We start from the raw sequence: 14,100 nt of genomic DNA on the forward strand, positions 1-14,100 counted from the left end.
TGAAGCACTTCTGGCGCAGGCGGCGGGAGGAGCGCCTTGAGCAAGCTGACCAACTCGGAGAAGGCGGCCTTTCAGGCGGAAGGCACATGAGCCTGTGGACGTGGCTGTTCTCGCTCTGGGCTCCAGCAGTCCGGCCTCAAGATTCGTAAGCAGGTTCGACATTGGGTACGAGAGTGTGAATTATGTGCTCCGGCAGGGCAGTTACCTGCACTGATGCGTACGGTCTGCGGTGTGAAAGCAGACATGGGGCGCCGGTACCGGTTGTATCCCACCATCGTTCAGGAGCAGGTCCTGACCAGGTGGGGGCATACCGCGCGCGCCCTGTGGAATGTCGCCCTCGCACAGCGCGTCCACGTATACGAGCAGCGCGGCCGCAGTGTCCGTGCCGTGGAGCAGTGCCGGTATCTCACCGAGGCGCGCGCCGAGAGCGAGCTAACCTGGCTGGCCGAACTCCCCGCGCAGGCCGGCCAGCAGGTGCTGCGGCAACTGGACGCGGCGTTCGACAACTTCTTCAACTCTGTACACCCGGCCCGGTTCCCGGCGTTCAAGAAACGCGGGCACCGGTTGTCTGTCCCGCTGCCGGGGCAAGCGATTGAGACACGCAAGCTGAACCGGCACTGGGCCGAGGTGCGCTTGCCGAAACTTGGCTGGGTCCGCTTCCGCCTCTCCCGCACTGTGGGAGGTGCAATTCGTAACGCCACCGTCTCTCGGGACGGGACCGGCTGGCACATCGCCTTCGGCGTCGCCACCGGGACCAAGACTGCCGCTCCGAACGGCCGACCGGGCTGCGGCGTCGACTTCGGTGTCGCCGCCTCCGCCTATGTATCCACAGAGTCTGTGCCGCGCATCAAGCCTCCAGGCCTGACCGAGCACGAGCGAGCCCGGCTGCATTGCTTGGAGCAGCGCAAAGCCCGCCAGATCACCTACGCCCAGAAGCACAACCAAGGCAAGTACAGCAACCGGCTGCGCCGCACCATCGCGCAGATCGCGAAACTGAAAACTCGGGAAGCAAACCGGCGCCAGAATTTCACACACCAGCTCACTACCGATCTCGCCAAAAATCACGGCTTCGTCGGTATCGAGGACCTGCGCGTGATGAATATGACCGCCAGCGCCAAAGGCACCGCAAAGCAACCCGGCCGCAGCGTAAGGCAGAAGGCCGGACTCAACCGATCCATCCTCGACAACTGCCCCGGTGAACGCAGGCGGCAACTGGAATACAAATGCCGCCTGTACGGCTCCGAACTGCGGCCGGTGCCGCCGTTTCACACCTCGCAGACCTGCGCGGCCTGCGGCCGAACGGATCCGCAGTCCCGCAAGGGCTGCGGCCGACTGTTCGCGTGCGTGCACTGCGGGCACGAGGACGACGCTGACCACAACGCCTCGGTCGAGATCGAGGCCCGAGCCCGCCGGACGGGTGGCTCGGTCAACAACAGCACGCGCAGGCACCCTTTGGTGCCGAGTCCCGCCCTCCGGCGGAGGCGGACGCGTGAAACCCAACCGGCCACTTTCGGGTAGCCAAAGGGAATCTCCCGGCTTCAGAGCCGGGAGAGGATCGTCAATTCTTGTCCTTGCCGCCCTTGCCCTTGTCCTTGTCGCCGCCGGCGCCCATGGACTCGTAGATCTCCTTGCACATGGGACAGACCGGATACTTCTTCGGGTCGCGGCCCGGTACCCAGACCTTGCCGCACAGTGCGACCACGGGGGTGCCCTCCAGGGCGCTCGCCATGATCTTGTCCTTCTGGACGTAATGGGCGTAGCGCTCGTGGTCGCCGTCGCCGTTCGACACCTGTGGCGTCGGCTCTACGAGGGTGCCCGTACCTGCCCCGCGCTCGGGCTCAAGAGTGCTCATGGACCCCAAGGGTACTGAAGGCCGGGACCATCAGTTCAGCGAAGGGTCGTCCGGATAGGTGGCGATCATCGCCAGTTCGCTGCGCTGGCGGCGCAGAACCGCCCGCCAGAGGTGCTCCGGACGCGGGGAGGAGACGTCACCGGGCTCGGACTCGACGACGTACCAGGCGCCCTCGGCCAGTTCCTTGTCCAGCTGTCCGGGGCCCCAGCCGGCGTATCCGGCGAAGATCCGCAGCGAGCCGAGCGCCGCGGCCAGCAGCTCCGGCGGGGCCTCCAGGTCGACCAGGCCGATCGCCCCGTACACCCGGCGCCAGCCGAGGGGGCCCTCGTCGCCGGGGATGACGGCCACGCCGAGCGCAGAATCGAGCGAGACCGGGCCGCCCTGGAAGACGACGCCCGGTTCACCGGTCAGACCGGCCCAGGACGTGAGGATGTCACCGACGCCGACGGGCGTCGGGCGGTTCAGGACCACACCGAGCGAGCCCTCCTCGTCGTGGTCGAGGAGCAGCACCACCGCGCGGTCGAAATTCGGGTCCGCGAGCGCGGGTGTGGCCACGAGCAGTCGCCCTGTGAGCGAGGACACCTCGGTCATGGCAGAAATGATCCCGCATCTTCGGTCTCCACGGGGACCAAGCGGGCCACCCGGTCACCGAAAGGTCCGCGCACGACTCGGGGTGCAGCTCAGGGCGCACGGACGCACGGGGAGCGCACCGCCCGGAAGGCTTTGCGGACGGTAACCCTCCGCAAGACTCGGACAGCAGAGCGTGTTGTGGCGAATTCATGACGTTCGCGTACCCCCCGTCCCCTTACGGAAGGGGGGCGGTGGGCCATTACCCTTTCGGTTGGCCCCCTGCCCGACCACTCCGGAACGCGAGATTCATGACCGGCACAGACGATGTCCTGCTTGTCCACGGCGGAACCCCGCTGGAGGGCGAGATCCGCGTCAGAGGCGCCAAGAACCTGGTGCCGAAGGCAATGGTCGCCGCGCTGCTCGGCAGCGGGCCGAGCCGGCTGCGCAACGTGCCCGACATCCGCGACGTGCGGGTGGTGCGAGGGCTGCTGCAGCTGCACGGTGTGACGGTCCGGCCGGGTGACGAACCGGGCGAGCTGATCCTGGACCCGACCCATGTCGAGAGCGCCAATGTCGCCGACATCGATGCCCACGCGGGCTCGTCGCGCATCCCGATCCTCTTCTGCGGCCCGCTGCTGCACCGGCTGGGCCACGCGTTCATTCCCGGGCTCGGCGGCTGCGACATCGGCGGCCGGCCGATCGACTTCCACTTCGACGTGCTGCGGCAGTTCGGCGCGACGATCGAGAAGCGGGCGGACGGCCAGTACCTGGAGGCCCCGCAGCGACTGCGCGGCACGAAGATCCGGCTGCCGTACCCGTCGGTGGGCTCCACCGAGCAGGTGCTGCTGACGGCGGTGCTCGCCGAGGGCGTCACCGAGCTGTCCAACGCGGCCGTGGAGCCGGAGATCGAGGACCTCATCTGCGTACTGCAGAAGATGGGCGCGATCATCTCGATGGACACCGACCGGACGATCCGGATCACCGGTGTCGACCGGCTGGACGGATATACGCACCGGGCCATCCCGGACCGTCTGGAGGCGGCCTCCTGGGCGTCCGCGGCGCTGGCCACCGAAGGCAACATCTACGTACGGGGCGCACAGCAGCGTTCGATGATGACGTTCCTGAACACCTTCCGCCGGGTCGGCGGGGCGTTCGAGATCGACGACGAGGGCATCCGCTTCTGGCACCCGGGCGGCGCGCTCGACGCCATCGCCCTGGAGACGGACGTGCACCCCGGTTTCCAGACCGACTGGCAGCAGCCGCTGGTCGTGGCCCTGACGCAGGCCTCGGGCCTGTCGATCGTCCACGAGACGGTGTACGAGTCCCGGCTCGGCTTCACCTCCGCGCTGAACCAGATGGGCGCACACATCCAGCTCTACCGCGAGTGCCTGGGCGGCTCCGACTGCCGCTTCGGTCAGCGGAACTTCCTGCACTCGGCGGTCGTGTCCGGGCCGACGAAGCTGCAGGGCGCGGATCTGGTCATCCCGGACCTGCGCGGTGGTTTCTCGTACCTGATCGCCGCGCTGGCGGCGCAGGGCACGTCGCGGGTGCACGGCATCGACCTGATCAACCGCGGCTACGAGAACTTCATGGAGAAGCTGGAGAAGCTCGGCGCGAAGGTGGAACTGCCGGGCGGCGCGCTGGTCTGAGACGGGCGGGCGGGCCGGTCCGAAACGGGCCGGGCGGTCCCAGGGCTGCTGACGGGGGTTCGGGACCGTTGTCCCGGGCCCCCGTTCGGCTTCCGGGACGGCCACGAAACGGCGCGGAGGCCGGAGGGGTCCGCTCGGCAAGGGCGGCAGAGGCCCGGAACGGGCCCTCTCGCGCCGGTACACGGAAGGGCAGTCACCCTGGTCGGGTGACCGCCCTTCCGCACGCCTGTGGGGCTTACTTGCCCTTGGCGGCTTCCTTGAGCTTGGAGCCCGCGGAGACCTTCACGCTGTAGCCGGCCGGGATGTTGATCGGGTCGCCGGTCTGCGGGTTGCGAGCGGTGCGAGCGGCACGGTGGGTGCGCTCGAAGGTCAGGAAGCCGGGGATGGTGACCTTCTCGTCGCCCTTGGCGACGATCTCACCGACGGTCTCGGCGAGGGCGGCCAGCACGGCGTCGGCGTCCTTGCGGGTCACCTCGGCGCGGTCGGCCAGGGCGGCCACCAGCTCACTGCGGTTCATGTTGTTACTCCCGTGTTCTTCTTGCCTGTGAGGCGTGAGATCGAAGCCGATGCTGCCAGGGCCCTTGGACAGTCCCCGGACCCGGGTCTGTCGTCAGACCCTCGCGCCCGATTACGCATCCTGCCCCCACCTGCGGCGGTAACGCCAATCCGGCACCCTCCGGAGTCACACGAAAAGCACCCTCGCCTCGTCGTGGTGACGTTCCGTCGACTCTCCGAAAGCAGTCCGCAGTGGATGCGGGGCTCTGCGGGACGCGCCGCCCGCCCACCCTAAAGGGGCGTTTGGGGCGCCGCGACCCGCGACGCGCCGTAGCTCAGGCCAAGCCCGCGCCCGCCGCACCGCCGCCCGCGGTCTTCGCCGCGTCGCGGACCGCACCGGCGACCGCTCCCGCGACCCTGTCGTTGAAGACCGACGGGATGATGTAGTTCGCGTTCAGTTCGTCGTCGGCGACGGTCTCGGCGAGGGCGCCCGCCGCGGCGAGCATCATCTCCGTGTTGACGGTGCGGGACTGGGCGTCCAGCAGACCGCGGAAGACACCCGGGAAGACCAGCACGTTGTTGATCTGGTTCGGGAAGTCGGAGCGGCCGGTGGCGACAACTGCCGCCGACCGGCGGGCGATCGCCGGGTCCACCTCGGGGTCCGGGTTCGCGAGCGCGAACACGATCGCACCGTCCGCCATGGCGGCGACATCGGTGCCGTCCAGCACGTTCGGGGCGGAGACGCCGATGAAGACGTCGGCGCCGACCACGGCCTCCTTGAGGGTGCCGGTGACGGACTCGGGGTTGGTGTTGTCGGCGATCCAGCGCAGCGGCGAGTCGGCGCCGGCGGAGACGAGGTCCTCGCGGCCCGCGTGCACCACTCCGTGGATGTCGGCGACGACGGCGTGCTTGACGCCCGCGGCAGTGAGAAGCTTCAGGATGGCCGTACCGGCCGCGCCGGCGCCGGACATGACGACCCGTACGTCCCCGATTCCCTTGCCCACCACGCGCAGTGCGTTGGTCAGCGCGGCCAGGACCACGATCGCGGTGCCGTGCTGGTCGTCGTGGAAGACGGGGATGTCGAGGGCCTCGCGCAGCCGTGCCTCGATCTCGAAGCAGCGGGGGGCGGAGATGTCCTCCAGGTTGATGCCCGCGAAGCCGGGGGCGATCGCCTTGACGATCTCGACGATGGCGTCGGTGTCCTGGGTGTCCAGGCAGATCGGCCAGGCGTCGATGCCGGCGAACCGCTTGAAGAGGGCCGCCTTGCCCTCCATCACCGGGAGGGCGGCCATCGGGCCGATGTTGCCGAGGCCGAGCACCGCGGAACCGTCCGTCACAACTGCGACGGCGTTGCGCTTGATGGTGAGGCGGCGGGCGTCCTCGGGGTTCTCGGCGATCGCCATGCAGACCCGGGCCACACCCGGGGTGTAGATCATCGAGAGGTCGTCACGGTTGCGGATGGGGTGCTTGGACGCCATCTCGATCTTGCCGCCGAGGTGCATCAGGAACGTACGGTCGGAGACCTTGCCCAGCACAACACCCTCGATGCCGCGCAGGTTTTCGACGATCTCGTCCGCGTGCGTGGTGGAGGTGGCCGCGATGGTGACGTCGATCCGCAGCTTCTCGTGGCCGGAGGCGGTCACATCGAGGCCGGTGACCGAACCGCCGGAGGACTCCACGGCCGTGGTGAGCTGGGAGACCGCTGTGCCGCTCGCGGGCACCTCCAGCCTGACCGTCATCGAGTACGAGACGCTGGGCGCCGTTGCCATGGCCGAGTCCTTCGCTTTCCTTAGCTTCTTTGCCGCGCGGCCGGGGCGCTCCCTCGGTCACGCTTCCCGATCGTCGCACCTACTGGCCGGTAGCCGGTAATGAGCGCCACGTTTCGGAAAGCAGTTTCCACCATACGAGAGATCACCGCTTCGGCGGAACCCCCAATGGCCCGCGGCATCCCGTCCGGAGTCCGGAGTCCGTGGTCCGTGGTCCCCGTGGTCCGTGGACAAGATCCGTGGCCCCGTAAACAAGAACAGACCCGCGCCACCGGAAGGTGACGCGGGTCTGTCCTCTTGGTCAAGCGGCACCGACCCGCCATGCTCGCCTCGCGGCAAGTGGTCGCTCGAAGCGACGAAGGTTGGGCCCGGGGGCTTGGATCGAGCCGGTGCCGACACCAGGCTAACAAACACCCCGGGGATGCGATTCCCGTGGGACGGACGGATTCGGAAATCCGTCCGCCCGGCGGTACCTCCGCTCCCCGTCCCGGCTCAGTCCCTCAACAGGTCCGGGACGCCGTCCTCGTCGGGCAGGTCCCGCTCCCCCGAAACCACCGTGAGCTGCTGCGTCGCACGCGTCAGCGCCACGTACAGCACCCGCAGGCCCGCCGGGGACTCGTCCGCGATCTCCGCGGGCGAGACGACCACCGTGGCGTCGTACTCCAGGCCCTTCGCCTCCAGGCTGCCCAGCGCCACCACCCGCTCACCGAGCTCGGCGAGCCACTCGCGGGCCTGCGCCCGGCGGTTCATCGCGACGACCACGCCCACCGTGCCGTCCACCTCGGCCAGCAGCCGGCGCGCCTCCTCGCGCACCGAGGCGGCCAGATCGCCGTCCCGTACGGTCTCGAAGCGCGGCTCCACGCCCGTGGAACGGACCGCGGCCGGTGACTCCATGCCGGGCATCGCGAGCGCCAGGACCTTCGAGGCCAGCTCGGCGATCTCCGCCGGGTTGCGGTAGTTGACCGTGAGGGTGAAGCGGCGGCGCGGCCGGTTGCCCAGCGCCTCGTCGCGCACCCGGGCGGCCTCGTCCGGATCGGACCAGGAGGACTGCGCCGGGTCTCCGACGATCGTCCAGGTGGCGTGCCGGCCGCGGCGGCCGACCATGCGCCACTGCATGGGCGTGAGGTCCTGTGCCTCGTCGACGATGACGTGCGCGTACTCCGTACGCTCCGCGGCCAGCCGCTCGGCCCGCTCGCGCTGGGTCTCCTCGCGCTGCGGCATGAGCTCCTCCAGACCGGAGAGCTGGTCCAGCGGGTCGAGTTCGCGCTTCTTCTTCGGCCAGTACGGGGTGCCGAGCAGCATCTGCAGCTCGTCGAGGATCGCCACGTCGTGCACGGAGAGCGGCCCGTTGCCTTTTCTGTCGAGCCGCTTCAGGGAGCGGGCGAGCCGGCGCACCTCGCCCTGGTTGAGGACCCGGCGCGCCCAGCGGCCGAGCCGCTTCTCGTCGGCCATTGCGGCGAGCACCCCGCGGGGGGTGAGCTCGGGCCACCAGGCGTTCAGGAAGTCGAGGAAGGGCGCCTCGGTGGAGACGTCCTCGTCGAAGGAGGAGCGCAGCTCGGCGGCCAGTTCGGGGTCGGTGTAGCGGCCCCGGCCGGAGGACTTGTTCCACAGGACGTCCAGGAGCATTCTGCGGGCGCGCGGGCGCAGCAGGTTGACCGGGGCGGTGCCGCCGAGGACGGACTGCCGGATGCGGTGCAGTTCGTCGGCGTTCAGCTCGACCCGGGCACCGAAGGCGACGACCCGCAGTCGGGTGGGGGTGGCCGGGGGCTCACCGGTGCGGCCGGCCGCCCCGGATTCATCGGATACGCCGGTTGCGCCGGTTCCTTCGGCCGCGTCGGTCCCTTCGGCCGCGTCGCCGAAGGACAGCTGGCCGTCCCGGTCCGCCGCCGCCCTGCGCGCGGTACCGGGCTGTTCCAGTGCGCCGCGTGCCGCCTTGCGCAGGACCTGGAGCATCCGGGAGGAGCCCTTGATCCGGGCGACGGCCGGTTCGTCGTACGTGGTGGCACCCTCGACGCCGGCCGCCTCGTCGGAGAGCGAGCCGACCGCGCGGATCGCGACCTGCCCCTCCTCGCCCAGCGACGGCAGCACGCCTTCGGTGTACGCGACGAGGAGCGGAGTCGGCGAGACGACGAGGATGCCGCCCGCGTAACGGCGCCGGTCCTGGTAGAGGAGGTACGCGGCACGGTGCAGGGCAACAGCGGTCTTGCCGGTGCCGGGGCCGCCGGAGACCTCGGTGACGGACGCGGCGGGGGCCCTGATCACCAGGTCCTGCTCGGCCTGGATGGAGGAGACGATGTCCCGCATGGTGTGGCTGCGGGCCTGCCCGAGCGCCGCCATGAGGGCGCCGTCGCCGATGACGGGGAGCTTTTCGCCGCCCAGGCACGCGGTCAGCTCGGGGCGCATCAGGTCGTCCTCGACACCGAGGACCTTGCGGCCCTTGGAGCGGATGACCCGGCGGCGGACCACTCGGCCCGGCTCCTTCGGCGTCGACCGGTAGAACGGCGCGGCGGCCGGTGCGCGCCAGTCGATGACCAGGGGCGCGTAATCGGCGTCGAGGACCCCGATCCGGCCGATGTGCAGCGTCTCCGCGATGTCGGCGGAATTGTCGTCGCGTACGGCGTCGTCGGCCGCTTCGACGGAGGTGTACGCGCCGTCCGGGCCGCGTTCGCCGTCCTTGCCGAGCAGCAGATCGATCCTTCCGAAGAGGAAGTCCTCGAACTCGCTGTTCAAGCGGTTGAGGTGGATCCCGGCCCGGAACACCTGGGCGTCACGCTCCGCGAGCGCTCCCGGGGTACCGACCTGGCCGCGCTTGACGGCGTCGTTCATGAGAAATTCCGCCTCGTGGATCTTCTCTTCGAGGCGGTGATAAACACGGTCGAGATGTTCCTGCTCGACACCGATTTCCCGGTCCCGCAACGAATCGACAGCGGCATCCTGCGCGGCCACCGAGGCCCCTTTCTGACGTGCATTTGGGCAGCCGTCAACTTTATGCGAAAGGGTGGCCGCCGCGCACCTGCCATACCGTCACGCCTTGATCTCCACCAGCCGCCTGCCCTCGAACGTACGCACCTCGAAGTGGTCGATGTCGCCGCGGTCCATGGCCGCGCCGCCGTGCACACGGAGCGGGTACGTCGCGGCCCGGTACGGGGATTTCTCGATGCCGTACCCCCACTTCGGTACGGACCAGGAGGTGACGGCCTCCTCCTCGCCGGACTTCGACACCGCGATCAGCCGGCATTTCTCCGGGCCCAGGACGTTCCTGAGCTCCAGCACGGTGTCGGTGCCCCAGGCCTTCTTCTCCATGCCGATGGTGGCGTCGACCTTGGTGGTGGGGTCGGTGGCCCGCACCTTGTCCGTCATGCGGGAGAAGGGGGTGCCGTCGGCGGGGCCCGTGGGGTGCGGGTCGGCCGCCCGGGCAGAGGTGCCGTCGCCGCCGGTCGCCAGGACGACGGCGGCCGGACCGCCGATGATCAGCGTCGCTGCCACCGCCACCAGATACCTGGAGCGGCGCCTGCGCCCGGCCCGCTCGCGGGCCACCTCCTCGACCAGCCGGTCGAGCATCCGGGGCGTGGGCGGCTGCGCGACGTACGGGACAAGTCGGGCGCCCGGCCCGGCGGCCGGGGCCTCGGCGAGCACCGCGAGCACAGGTTCCAGTCCGGCGAACTCGTCGAGACGGGCGCCGCACAGGTCGCAGCCGGCCAGATGCGCCTCGAAGGCGGACGCCTCGGCGTCGTCCAGCACGCCGAGGAGATACGCACCGGCGGCGTCGTGTCCGGGCTCGTCGTTCCGGGGACTGCCGGGGTTGTGGGGGCTGAAGGGACCCGTGGTGGGCCGGGGGCCGAACGGCTCCCACTCGTCGTCGCTCATGCCGTGATCCCCCTCTCTTCGAGTGCGAGCTTCATCGAGCGCAGTGCGTAGAAGACCCGGGAGCGCACCGTCCCGCTCGGAACGCCCAGCACATCGGCGGCCTCGTTGACCGTACGGCCCTTGAAGTACGTCTCGACCAGTACTTCCCGGTGGGCGGGGGTCAAGTCGTCGAGCGCGTCCGAGAGCGTCATCAGCCGCAACGCCCTGTCCAGCTCGTCCGCGGCGGGAATGACCTCCAGCCGCGACGGGTCGACCTCGTGCGGCCGGGCCTGCCTGCTGCGGTGGCCGTCGATGACGATGCGCCGGGCCACCGTCACCAGCCACGGGCGGACGGAGCCGGTGGCCCCGTCCAGCCGGCCGGCGTTCTTCCAGGCGCGGATGAGCGTTTCCTGCACCACGTCCTCGGCGCGCTGCCGGTCGCCGGCGACGAGGCGCAGCACGTACGAGAGCAGAGGTCCGGCGTGTTCGCGGTAGAGCGCCCGCATCAGCTCCTCGTCGGGGACGCCGGAGGAGGACCGGGGCGGCCCACTGCGATGCCGGGCCCTGTGCGGACGGTCATCGGCCACGGCCGCATCCTTGCGCACCCGCACCTCCCGGTCGAGACCCTGTGGAGCTCCCTGGCCATCGAGTACGGAGGGGGACCCCGATCCATTCAAACCGGTCTCAAGATTCTTTCCGGTCCCGAGATTCTTTACCGTCTCAGGACTCTTCGCGGTCTCAGGACTCTTCGCGGTCTCAGGACTCTTCGCGGTCTCAGGACTCTTCACGGTCTCAGGACTCTTCGCGGTCTCAGGACTCTTCACGGTCTCAGGACTCTTCGCGGTGCGGCGCTCCCGCGTCGGCTCCCGCGACCGCTTCCACCGCCGCGTCCACGGCCGCCACGGCCGCCGCCCTGCGCCGGTGCCGGGCCACCCGTTCGCGGTTGCCGCACACCTCGCTGGAGCACCAGCGGCGACGGTGGCCGCGCGAGGTGTCCACGTAGAGGCGGTGGCAGTTGTCGGCCTCGCAGCGGCGCAGTCCGGCGCGTGCCTCGGGGTCGGTCAGGAGCTCGACGGCGTCGCGGGCAACGGCGGCCAGCAGCGCCCCGCAATCCGGTTCGGCGCTCAGTGTCCGTACCAGCGTGCCGCTCCTGCCGCGCACGGCCCGCAGTCCCGGGGGCGCGGCCGCGGCGAGCGCGTTGACCCGCTCCAGGGCGCTCTCGGCTCTGCGGCCGCCGAGTTCGGCGGCCAGCAGGCCCTCGACGCCGGCCCTCAGCTGCCGGAAGCGCACCACCCAGGTGTCGTCCACCGCGTCGAGGCGGGTGCCGCTCGGTACGAGTCCGGCGGCGACCAGCCACTCCGCGAGCCGCTCGGCGCCGTCGAGCAGTTCGCAGGCGCCGGAGGTGCCGGCTGCCGTCGCCACCAGGTCCAGGCAGGGTCGGCCGGAGTCGAACCGCCGGTCGTACGAGCGCTTGCCCGCCGCCATGCGTGAGTCACCGCCTCGGGGTCTCCGGTCGGGGTCTCCCCCAGAGTGCCCCTCAAGGTGCCCGCCCGGAACCCCTGCCACCGCGCGGTTCGGTACGGGCGGGGCCGTACGGTGTCAACAACGAGGCGTCCTGCCGGGCCGCGGAGAAGGGCGGTTACGGCTTCGCGAAGGTTCTTCCGGCGCGGCCGCCGTGGCAGTTGGACGGACACCGTCACGAGCGTGCGCGTACCGACGGCGCCCGATAGCAGTTCCGGCGGCTCTTACGCCCGCAGCGACGAACCGTCGTACAGGATCCGCTGGAACAGCCGGTGGTCGCGCCAGTCGCCGTTGATGTGCAGGAAGCGCGGGGCCACGCCGTACTGCTCGAAGCCGCACTTGGCGAGCACCCGCTGCGACGCGACGTTGTCCAGCATCGTCCCCGCCTCGACGCGGTGCAGGCGCAGGCCGTCCCTGGCCACCTCGCAGACCCGCTGCACGGCGGCCGTGGCCAGACCACGGCCCGCGTGCTCGACATCGACCCAGTAGCCCAGAGTCGCACTGCGGGACGGCCCGAGCACTAGGGCGTTGAGGTTGAACCCGCCCACCGCGCGGTCCTGTTCATCGGCGAGGACCCAGGCCATGACCCGTCCCGCGTCACGGTCCGCGAGCAGACCGGCCAGCCGTTCCCGCTGACCCTGCTCGGTGTAGAAGGCGTCGGGCCGCACGGGCTCCCAGGGCTGCATGTACGCGCGGCTGCGGGTCAGCGACACGGCGAGGGAGGCGGCGTCGGCCGGGGTCGGGGGACGGAGCCGTATCTCCGCGTCGATCCGGTGGATGTCGTTCAGCATCCCCTCACACTAACCGGACCCGGTCGGGCGCCGTCCTCGTCAACCGGGCCGTCCCCCGTCGTATCGAGCGCCAGCCGGTAGCCGTGTTTGACGACCGTCCGGACGAGGCGGGGCGCGCCCAGTGCCGTACGCAGCCGCGCCATGGCCGTCTCCACCGCGTGTTCGTCCGTGCCGCTGCCGGGCAGCGCGCGCAGCAGGTCGGCGCGGGCCACCACCCAGCCCGGCCGACGGGCCAGGGCGTGCAGGAGGGCCATTCCCGCGGGCTGCACCGGGCGCAGTGCGCCGTCGACGATCACGGCGTGGCCGCGGATCTCGACCCGGCGCCCGGCGATCGGCAACGGCCTTACCCCGGCCGGGAGTTCGTGGCACAGCAGCTGGACGAGCGGGGCGAGCCGGAAGCGTTCCGGCTGGACGGTGTCGATGCCGCGGGCCCGCAGCGGCAGGGCGGTGACCGGTCCGGCGCAGGCCACGAGGACGTCGTCCCGCAGTCCGGCGAAGGTATACCGTCCTCGGCACCGCGCAACGCCGCTCAGGCGGTCGTCAGCATGAGCGACGCGTCGATCTCGGGCAGCCAGCTTCCGACGGGCCGCTCCATCCACCCCTCCTCGGCGCCCAGTTGAGCCGCGGCTTCGCGCAGGGCGTCGAGACCGGGGTGACGCAGCCCCTTGCGCCAGACCAGCAGGAACGGGGAAAGCGGTACGGGCCGGACCAGCGGTCGCAGCACGGTGCCGGGCATCGGAGGGAAGTCGACCACGCACAGGATCGGGTAGCGCGGCGACTTGGCCATGACCCGTTGGAACTCGGCCACACCGATCGCGAGGGGGACAGGGGGCGCCAGCGCGATGCCCCATTCGGCGAAGAGCAGCCGGGCGAGGTCCGTCCACTCCAGGGTGCGGGGGTTCCCGGCGCCCGCGTAGACGGTCTCGCCCGCCAGATCGTCCAGCGCGACGGTCTCGTGCGCGGCGAGGGGGTGATCGGCGGGGAACAGCACGGCCATCGGCTCGTACCGCACCGGCTGCACACCGAGCCGCGCCAGCACCGCCGGATCGAGTCCGGCGGCCCGGCCGAACGAGGCATCGAGCCGCCCGGCGAGGATCTCCCCCGCGGCCCAGGTGAGTCCGCTCTCGAAGCGCGCCATCAGCTCGCACGCCGGGGCCAGTTCCCGTGCGCGGGCCAGGACGCGGGCGGCGGTCATGCCGTCGGTGTTGAGGTCGACGAAGAGCGGTCTGACCGCGGGATCGGCGAAGGCGGCGGCGAGATCGTCGTGCGCCTCCAGCACCCGCCGCGCGTACGGGAGGAGCCGGTCACCGTCCGGGGTGAGCGAGACCTGCCGGGTGGTCCGTACGAACAGCTCGGCGCCCAGTTCGCGCTCCAGTCTGCGGATGTCCCGGCTCAGCGCCTGCTGGGCGATGTAGAGCCGGGCCGCGGCACGGGTGAAATGCAGTTCCTCGGCGACGGCGACGAAGGCCCGGAGCAGCCGGGGGTCGGTATGGGCATACGTCTGGGTGCCCGTATCGGCGGCGGAGGAGTCCACCTCCAAAATTTACAACACAAATGCGTTAATCGGCACGCAGAAGGTGTTGGACCCCATGGGCCGTGCGCCCCGAGGG

12 protein-coding genes and 1 pseudogene are annotated in these 14,100 nt (G+C 70.5%); 2 read left to right on the plus strand and 11 right to left on the minus strand.

Annotation, left to right across the window (positions count from 1 at the left end; all coding sequences use genetic code 11):
- Window positions 1-231 precede the first annotated feature (231 nt).
- Window positions 232-1,518 carry an RNA-guided endonuclease InsQ/TnpB family protein gene (locus OG936_RS12425; protein ID WP_406494589.1) on the plus strand — a complete coding sequence of 429 codons (1,287 nt, stop codon included), beginning with the start codon at window positions 232-234 and terminating at the stop codon, window positions 1,516-1,518.
- A gap of 40 nt (window positions 1,519-1,558) precedes the next feature.
- Here the strand turns inward: OG936_RS12425 and OG936_RS12430 are convergent, their stop codons facing one another.
- Both OG936_RS12430 and OG936_RS12435 read right to left on the minus strand, forming a co-directional pair.
- Window positions 1,559-1,852, minus strand: coding sequence for a DUF3039 domain-containing protein (locus OG936_RS12430; RefSeq protein WP_093900254.1), 294 nt, complete (start codon window positions 1,850-1,852; stop codon window positions 1,559-1,561).
- 30 nt (window positions 1,853-1,882) lie between these two features.
- Window positions 1,883-2,443, minus strand: coding sequence for a YqgE/AlgH family protein (locus OG936_RS12435; RefSeq protein ID WP_383759973.1), 561 nt, complete (start codon window positions 2,441-2,443; stop codon window positions 1,883-1,885).
- A gap of 287 nt (window positions 2,444-2,730) precedes the next feature.
- On the opposite strand from OG936_RS12435, the gene murA reads away from it, so the two are divergent.
- Entirely contained in the window at window positions 2,731-4,071 is a 1,341-nt protein-coding gene (murA, locus tag OG936_RS12440) for a UDP-N-acetylglucosamine 1-carboxyvinyltransferase (protein ID WP_266746489.1), read from the plus strand.
- 235 nt (window positions 4,072-4,306) lie between these two features.
- Here the strand turns inward: murA and OG936_RS12445 are convergent, their stop codons facing one another.
- From OG936_RS12445 to OG936_RS12485, 9 genes and pseudogenes are all read right to left on the minus strand, one after another.
- Window positions 4,307-4,588, minus strand: coding sequence for an HU family DNA-binding protein (locus tag OG936_RS12445; protein WP_003968811.1), 282 nt, complete (start codon window positions 4,586-4,588; stop codon window positions 4,307-4,309).
- A 313-nt stretch (window positions 4,589-4,901) separates the two neighbouring features.
- Window positions 4,902-6,335 carry an NAD-dependent malic enzyme gene (locus tag OG936_RS12450; protein ID WP_406494591.1) on the minus strand — a complete coding sequence of 478 codons (1,434 nt, stop codon included), beginning with the start codon at window positions 6,333-6,335 and terminating at the stop codon, window positions 4,902-4,904.
- 489 nt (window positions 6,336-6,824) lie between these two features.
- Complete coding sequence (locus OG936_RS12455; RefSeq protein WP_406494592.1) at window positions 6,825-9,278, minus strand: HelD family protein; 2,454 nt, start codon at window positions 9,276-9,278, stop codon at window positions 6,825-6,827.
- Between the two features lie 78 nt (window positions 9,279-9,356).
- Entirely contained in the window at window positions 9,357-10,199 is an 843-nt protein-coding gene (locus tag OG936_RS12460; protein ID WP_406494594.1) for a zf-HC2 domain-containing protein, read from the minus strand.
- The gene (locus OG936_RS12465) at window positions 10,196-10,789 is read right to left on the minus strand and encodes a sigma-70 family RNA polymerase sigma factor (RefSeq protein ID WP_406494596.1); all 594 of its coding nucleotides are present in this window, start codon (window positions 10,787-10,789) and stop codon (window positions 10,196-10,198) included. Before OG936_RS12465 ends, OG936_RS12460 begins: the two co-directional genes overlap by 4 nt.
- 217 nt (window positions 10,790-11,006) lie before the next feature.
- Window positions 11,007-11,663, minus strand: coding sequence for a CGNR zinc finger domain-containing protein (locus OG936_RS12470; RefSeq protein WP_406494598.1), 657 nt, complete (start codon window positions 11,661-11,663; stop codon window positions 11,007-11,009).
- A gap of 260 nt (window positions 11,664-11,923) precedes the next feature.
- The gene (locus OG936_RS12475; RefSeq protein ID WP_406494599.1) at window positions 11,924-12,490 is read right to left on the minus strand and encodes a GNAT family N-acetyltransferase; all 567 of its coding nucleotides are present in this window, start codon (window positions 12,488-12,490) and stop codon (window positions 11,924-11,926) included.
- Window positions 12,484-12,981, minus strand: a pseudogene (locus OG936_RS12480) (winged helix-turn-helix domain-containing protein); the annotation flags it as partial. The gene OG936_RS12475 and the pseudogene OG936_RS12480, both read right to left, overlap by 7 nt.
- Window positions 12,982-13,019: 38 nt before the next feature.
- Window positions 13,020-14,024, minus strand: a complete 1,005-nt coding sequence (locus OG936_RS12485) for a LysR family transcriptional regulator (protein ID WP_406494601.1) — start codon at window positions 14,022-14,024, stop codon at window positions 13,020-13,022.
- Between the last annotated feature and the right edge of the window lie 76 nt (window positions 14,025-14,100).

It is taken from the genome of Streptomyces sp. NBC_00846, assembly GCF_045207325.1.
Taxonomy (GTDB): domain Bacteria; phylum Actinomycetota; class Actinomycetes; order Streptomycetales; family Streptomycetaceae; genus Streptomyces.

Bases quoted from the DNA above. Each gene is read 5' to 3' on its own strand.
- OG936_RS12445 (WP_003968811.1), bottom strand. From the start codon at position 4,588: ATGAACCGCAGTGAGCTGGTGGCCGCCCTGGCCGACCGCGCCGAGGTG.
- OG936_RS12450 (WP_406494591.1), bottom strand. From the start codon at position 6,335: ATGGCAACGGCGCCCAGCGTCTCGTACTCGATGACGGTCAGGCTGGAG.
- murA (WP_266746489.1), top strand. From the start codon at position 2,731: ATGACCGGCACAGACGATGTCCTGCTTGTCCACGGCGGAACCCCGCTG.
- OG936_RS12430 (WP_093900254.1), bottom strand. From the start codon at position 1,852: ATGAGCACTCTTGAGCCCGAGCGCGGGGCAGGTACGGGCACCCTCGTA.
- OG936_RS12460 (WP_406494594.1), bottom strand. From the start codon at position 10,199: ATGAGCGACGACGAGTGGGAGCCGTTCGGCCCCCGGCCCACCACGGGT.
- OG936_RS12475 (WP_406494599.1), bottom strand. From the start codon at position 12,490: ATGCTGAACGACATCCACCGGATCGACGCGGAGATACGGCTCCGTCCC.
- OG936_RS12435 (WP_383759973.1), bottom strand. From the start codon at position 2,443: ATGACCGAGGTGTCCTCGCTCACAGGGCGACTGCTCGTGGCCACACCC.
- OG936_RS12470 (WP_406494598.1), bottom strand. From the start codon at position 11,663: ATGGCGGCGGGCAAGCGCTCGTACGACCGGCGGTTCGACTCCGGCCGA.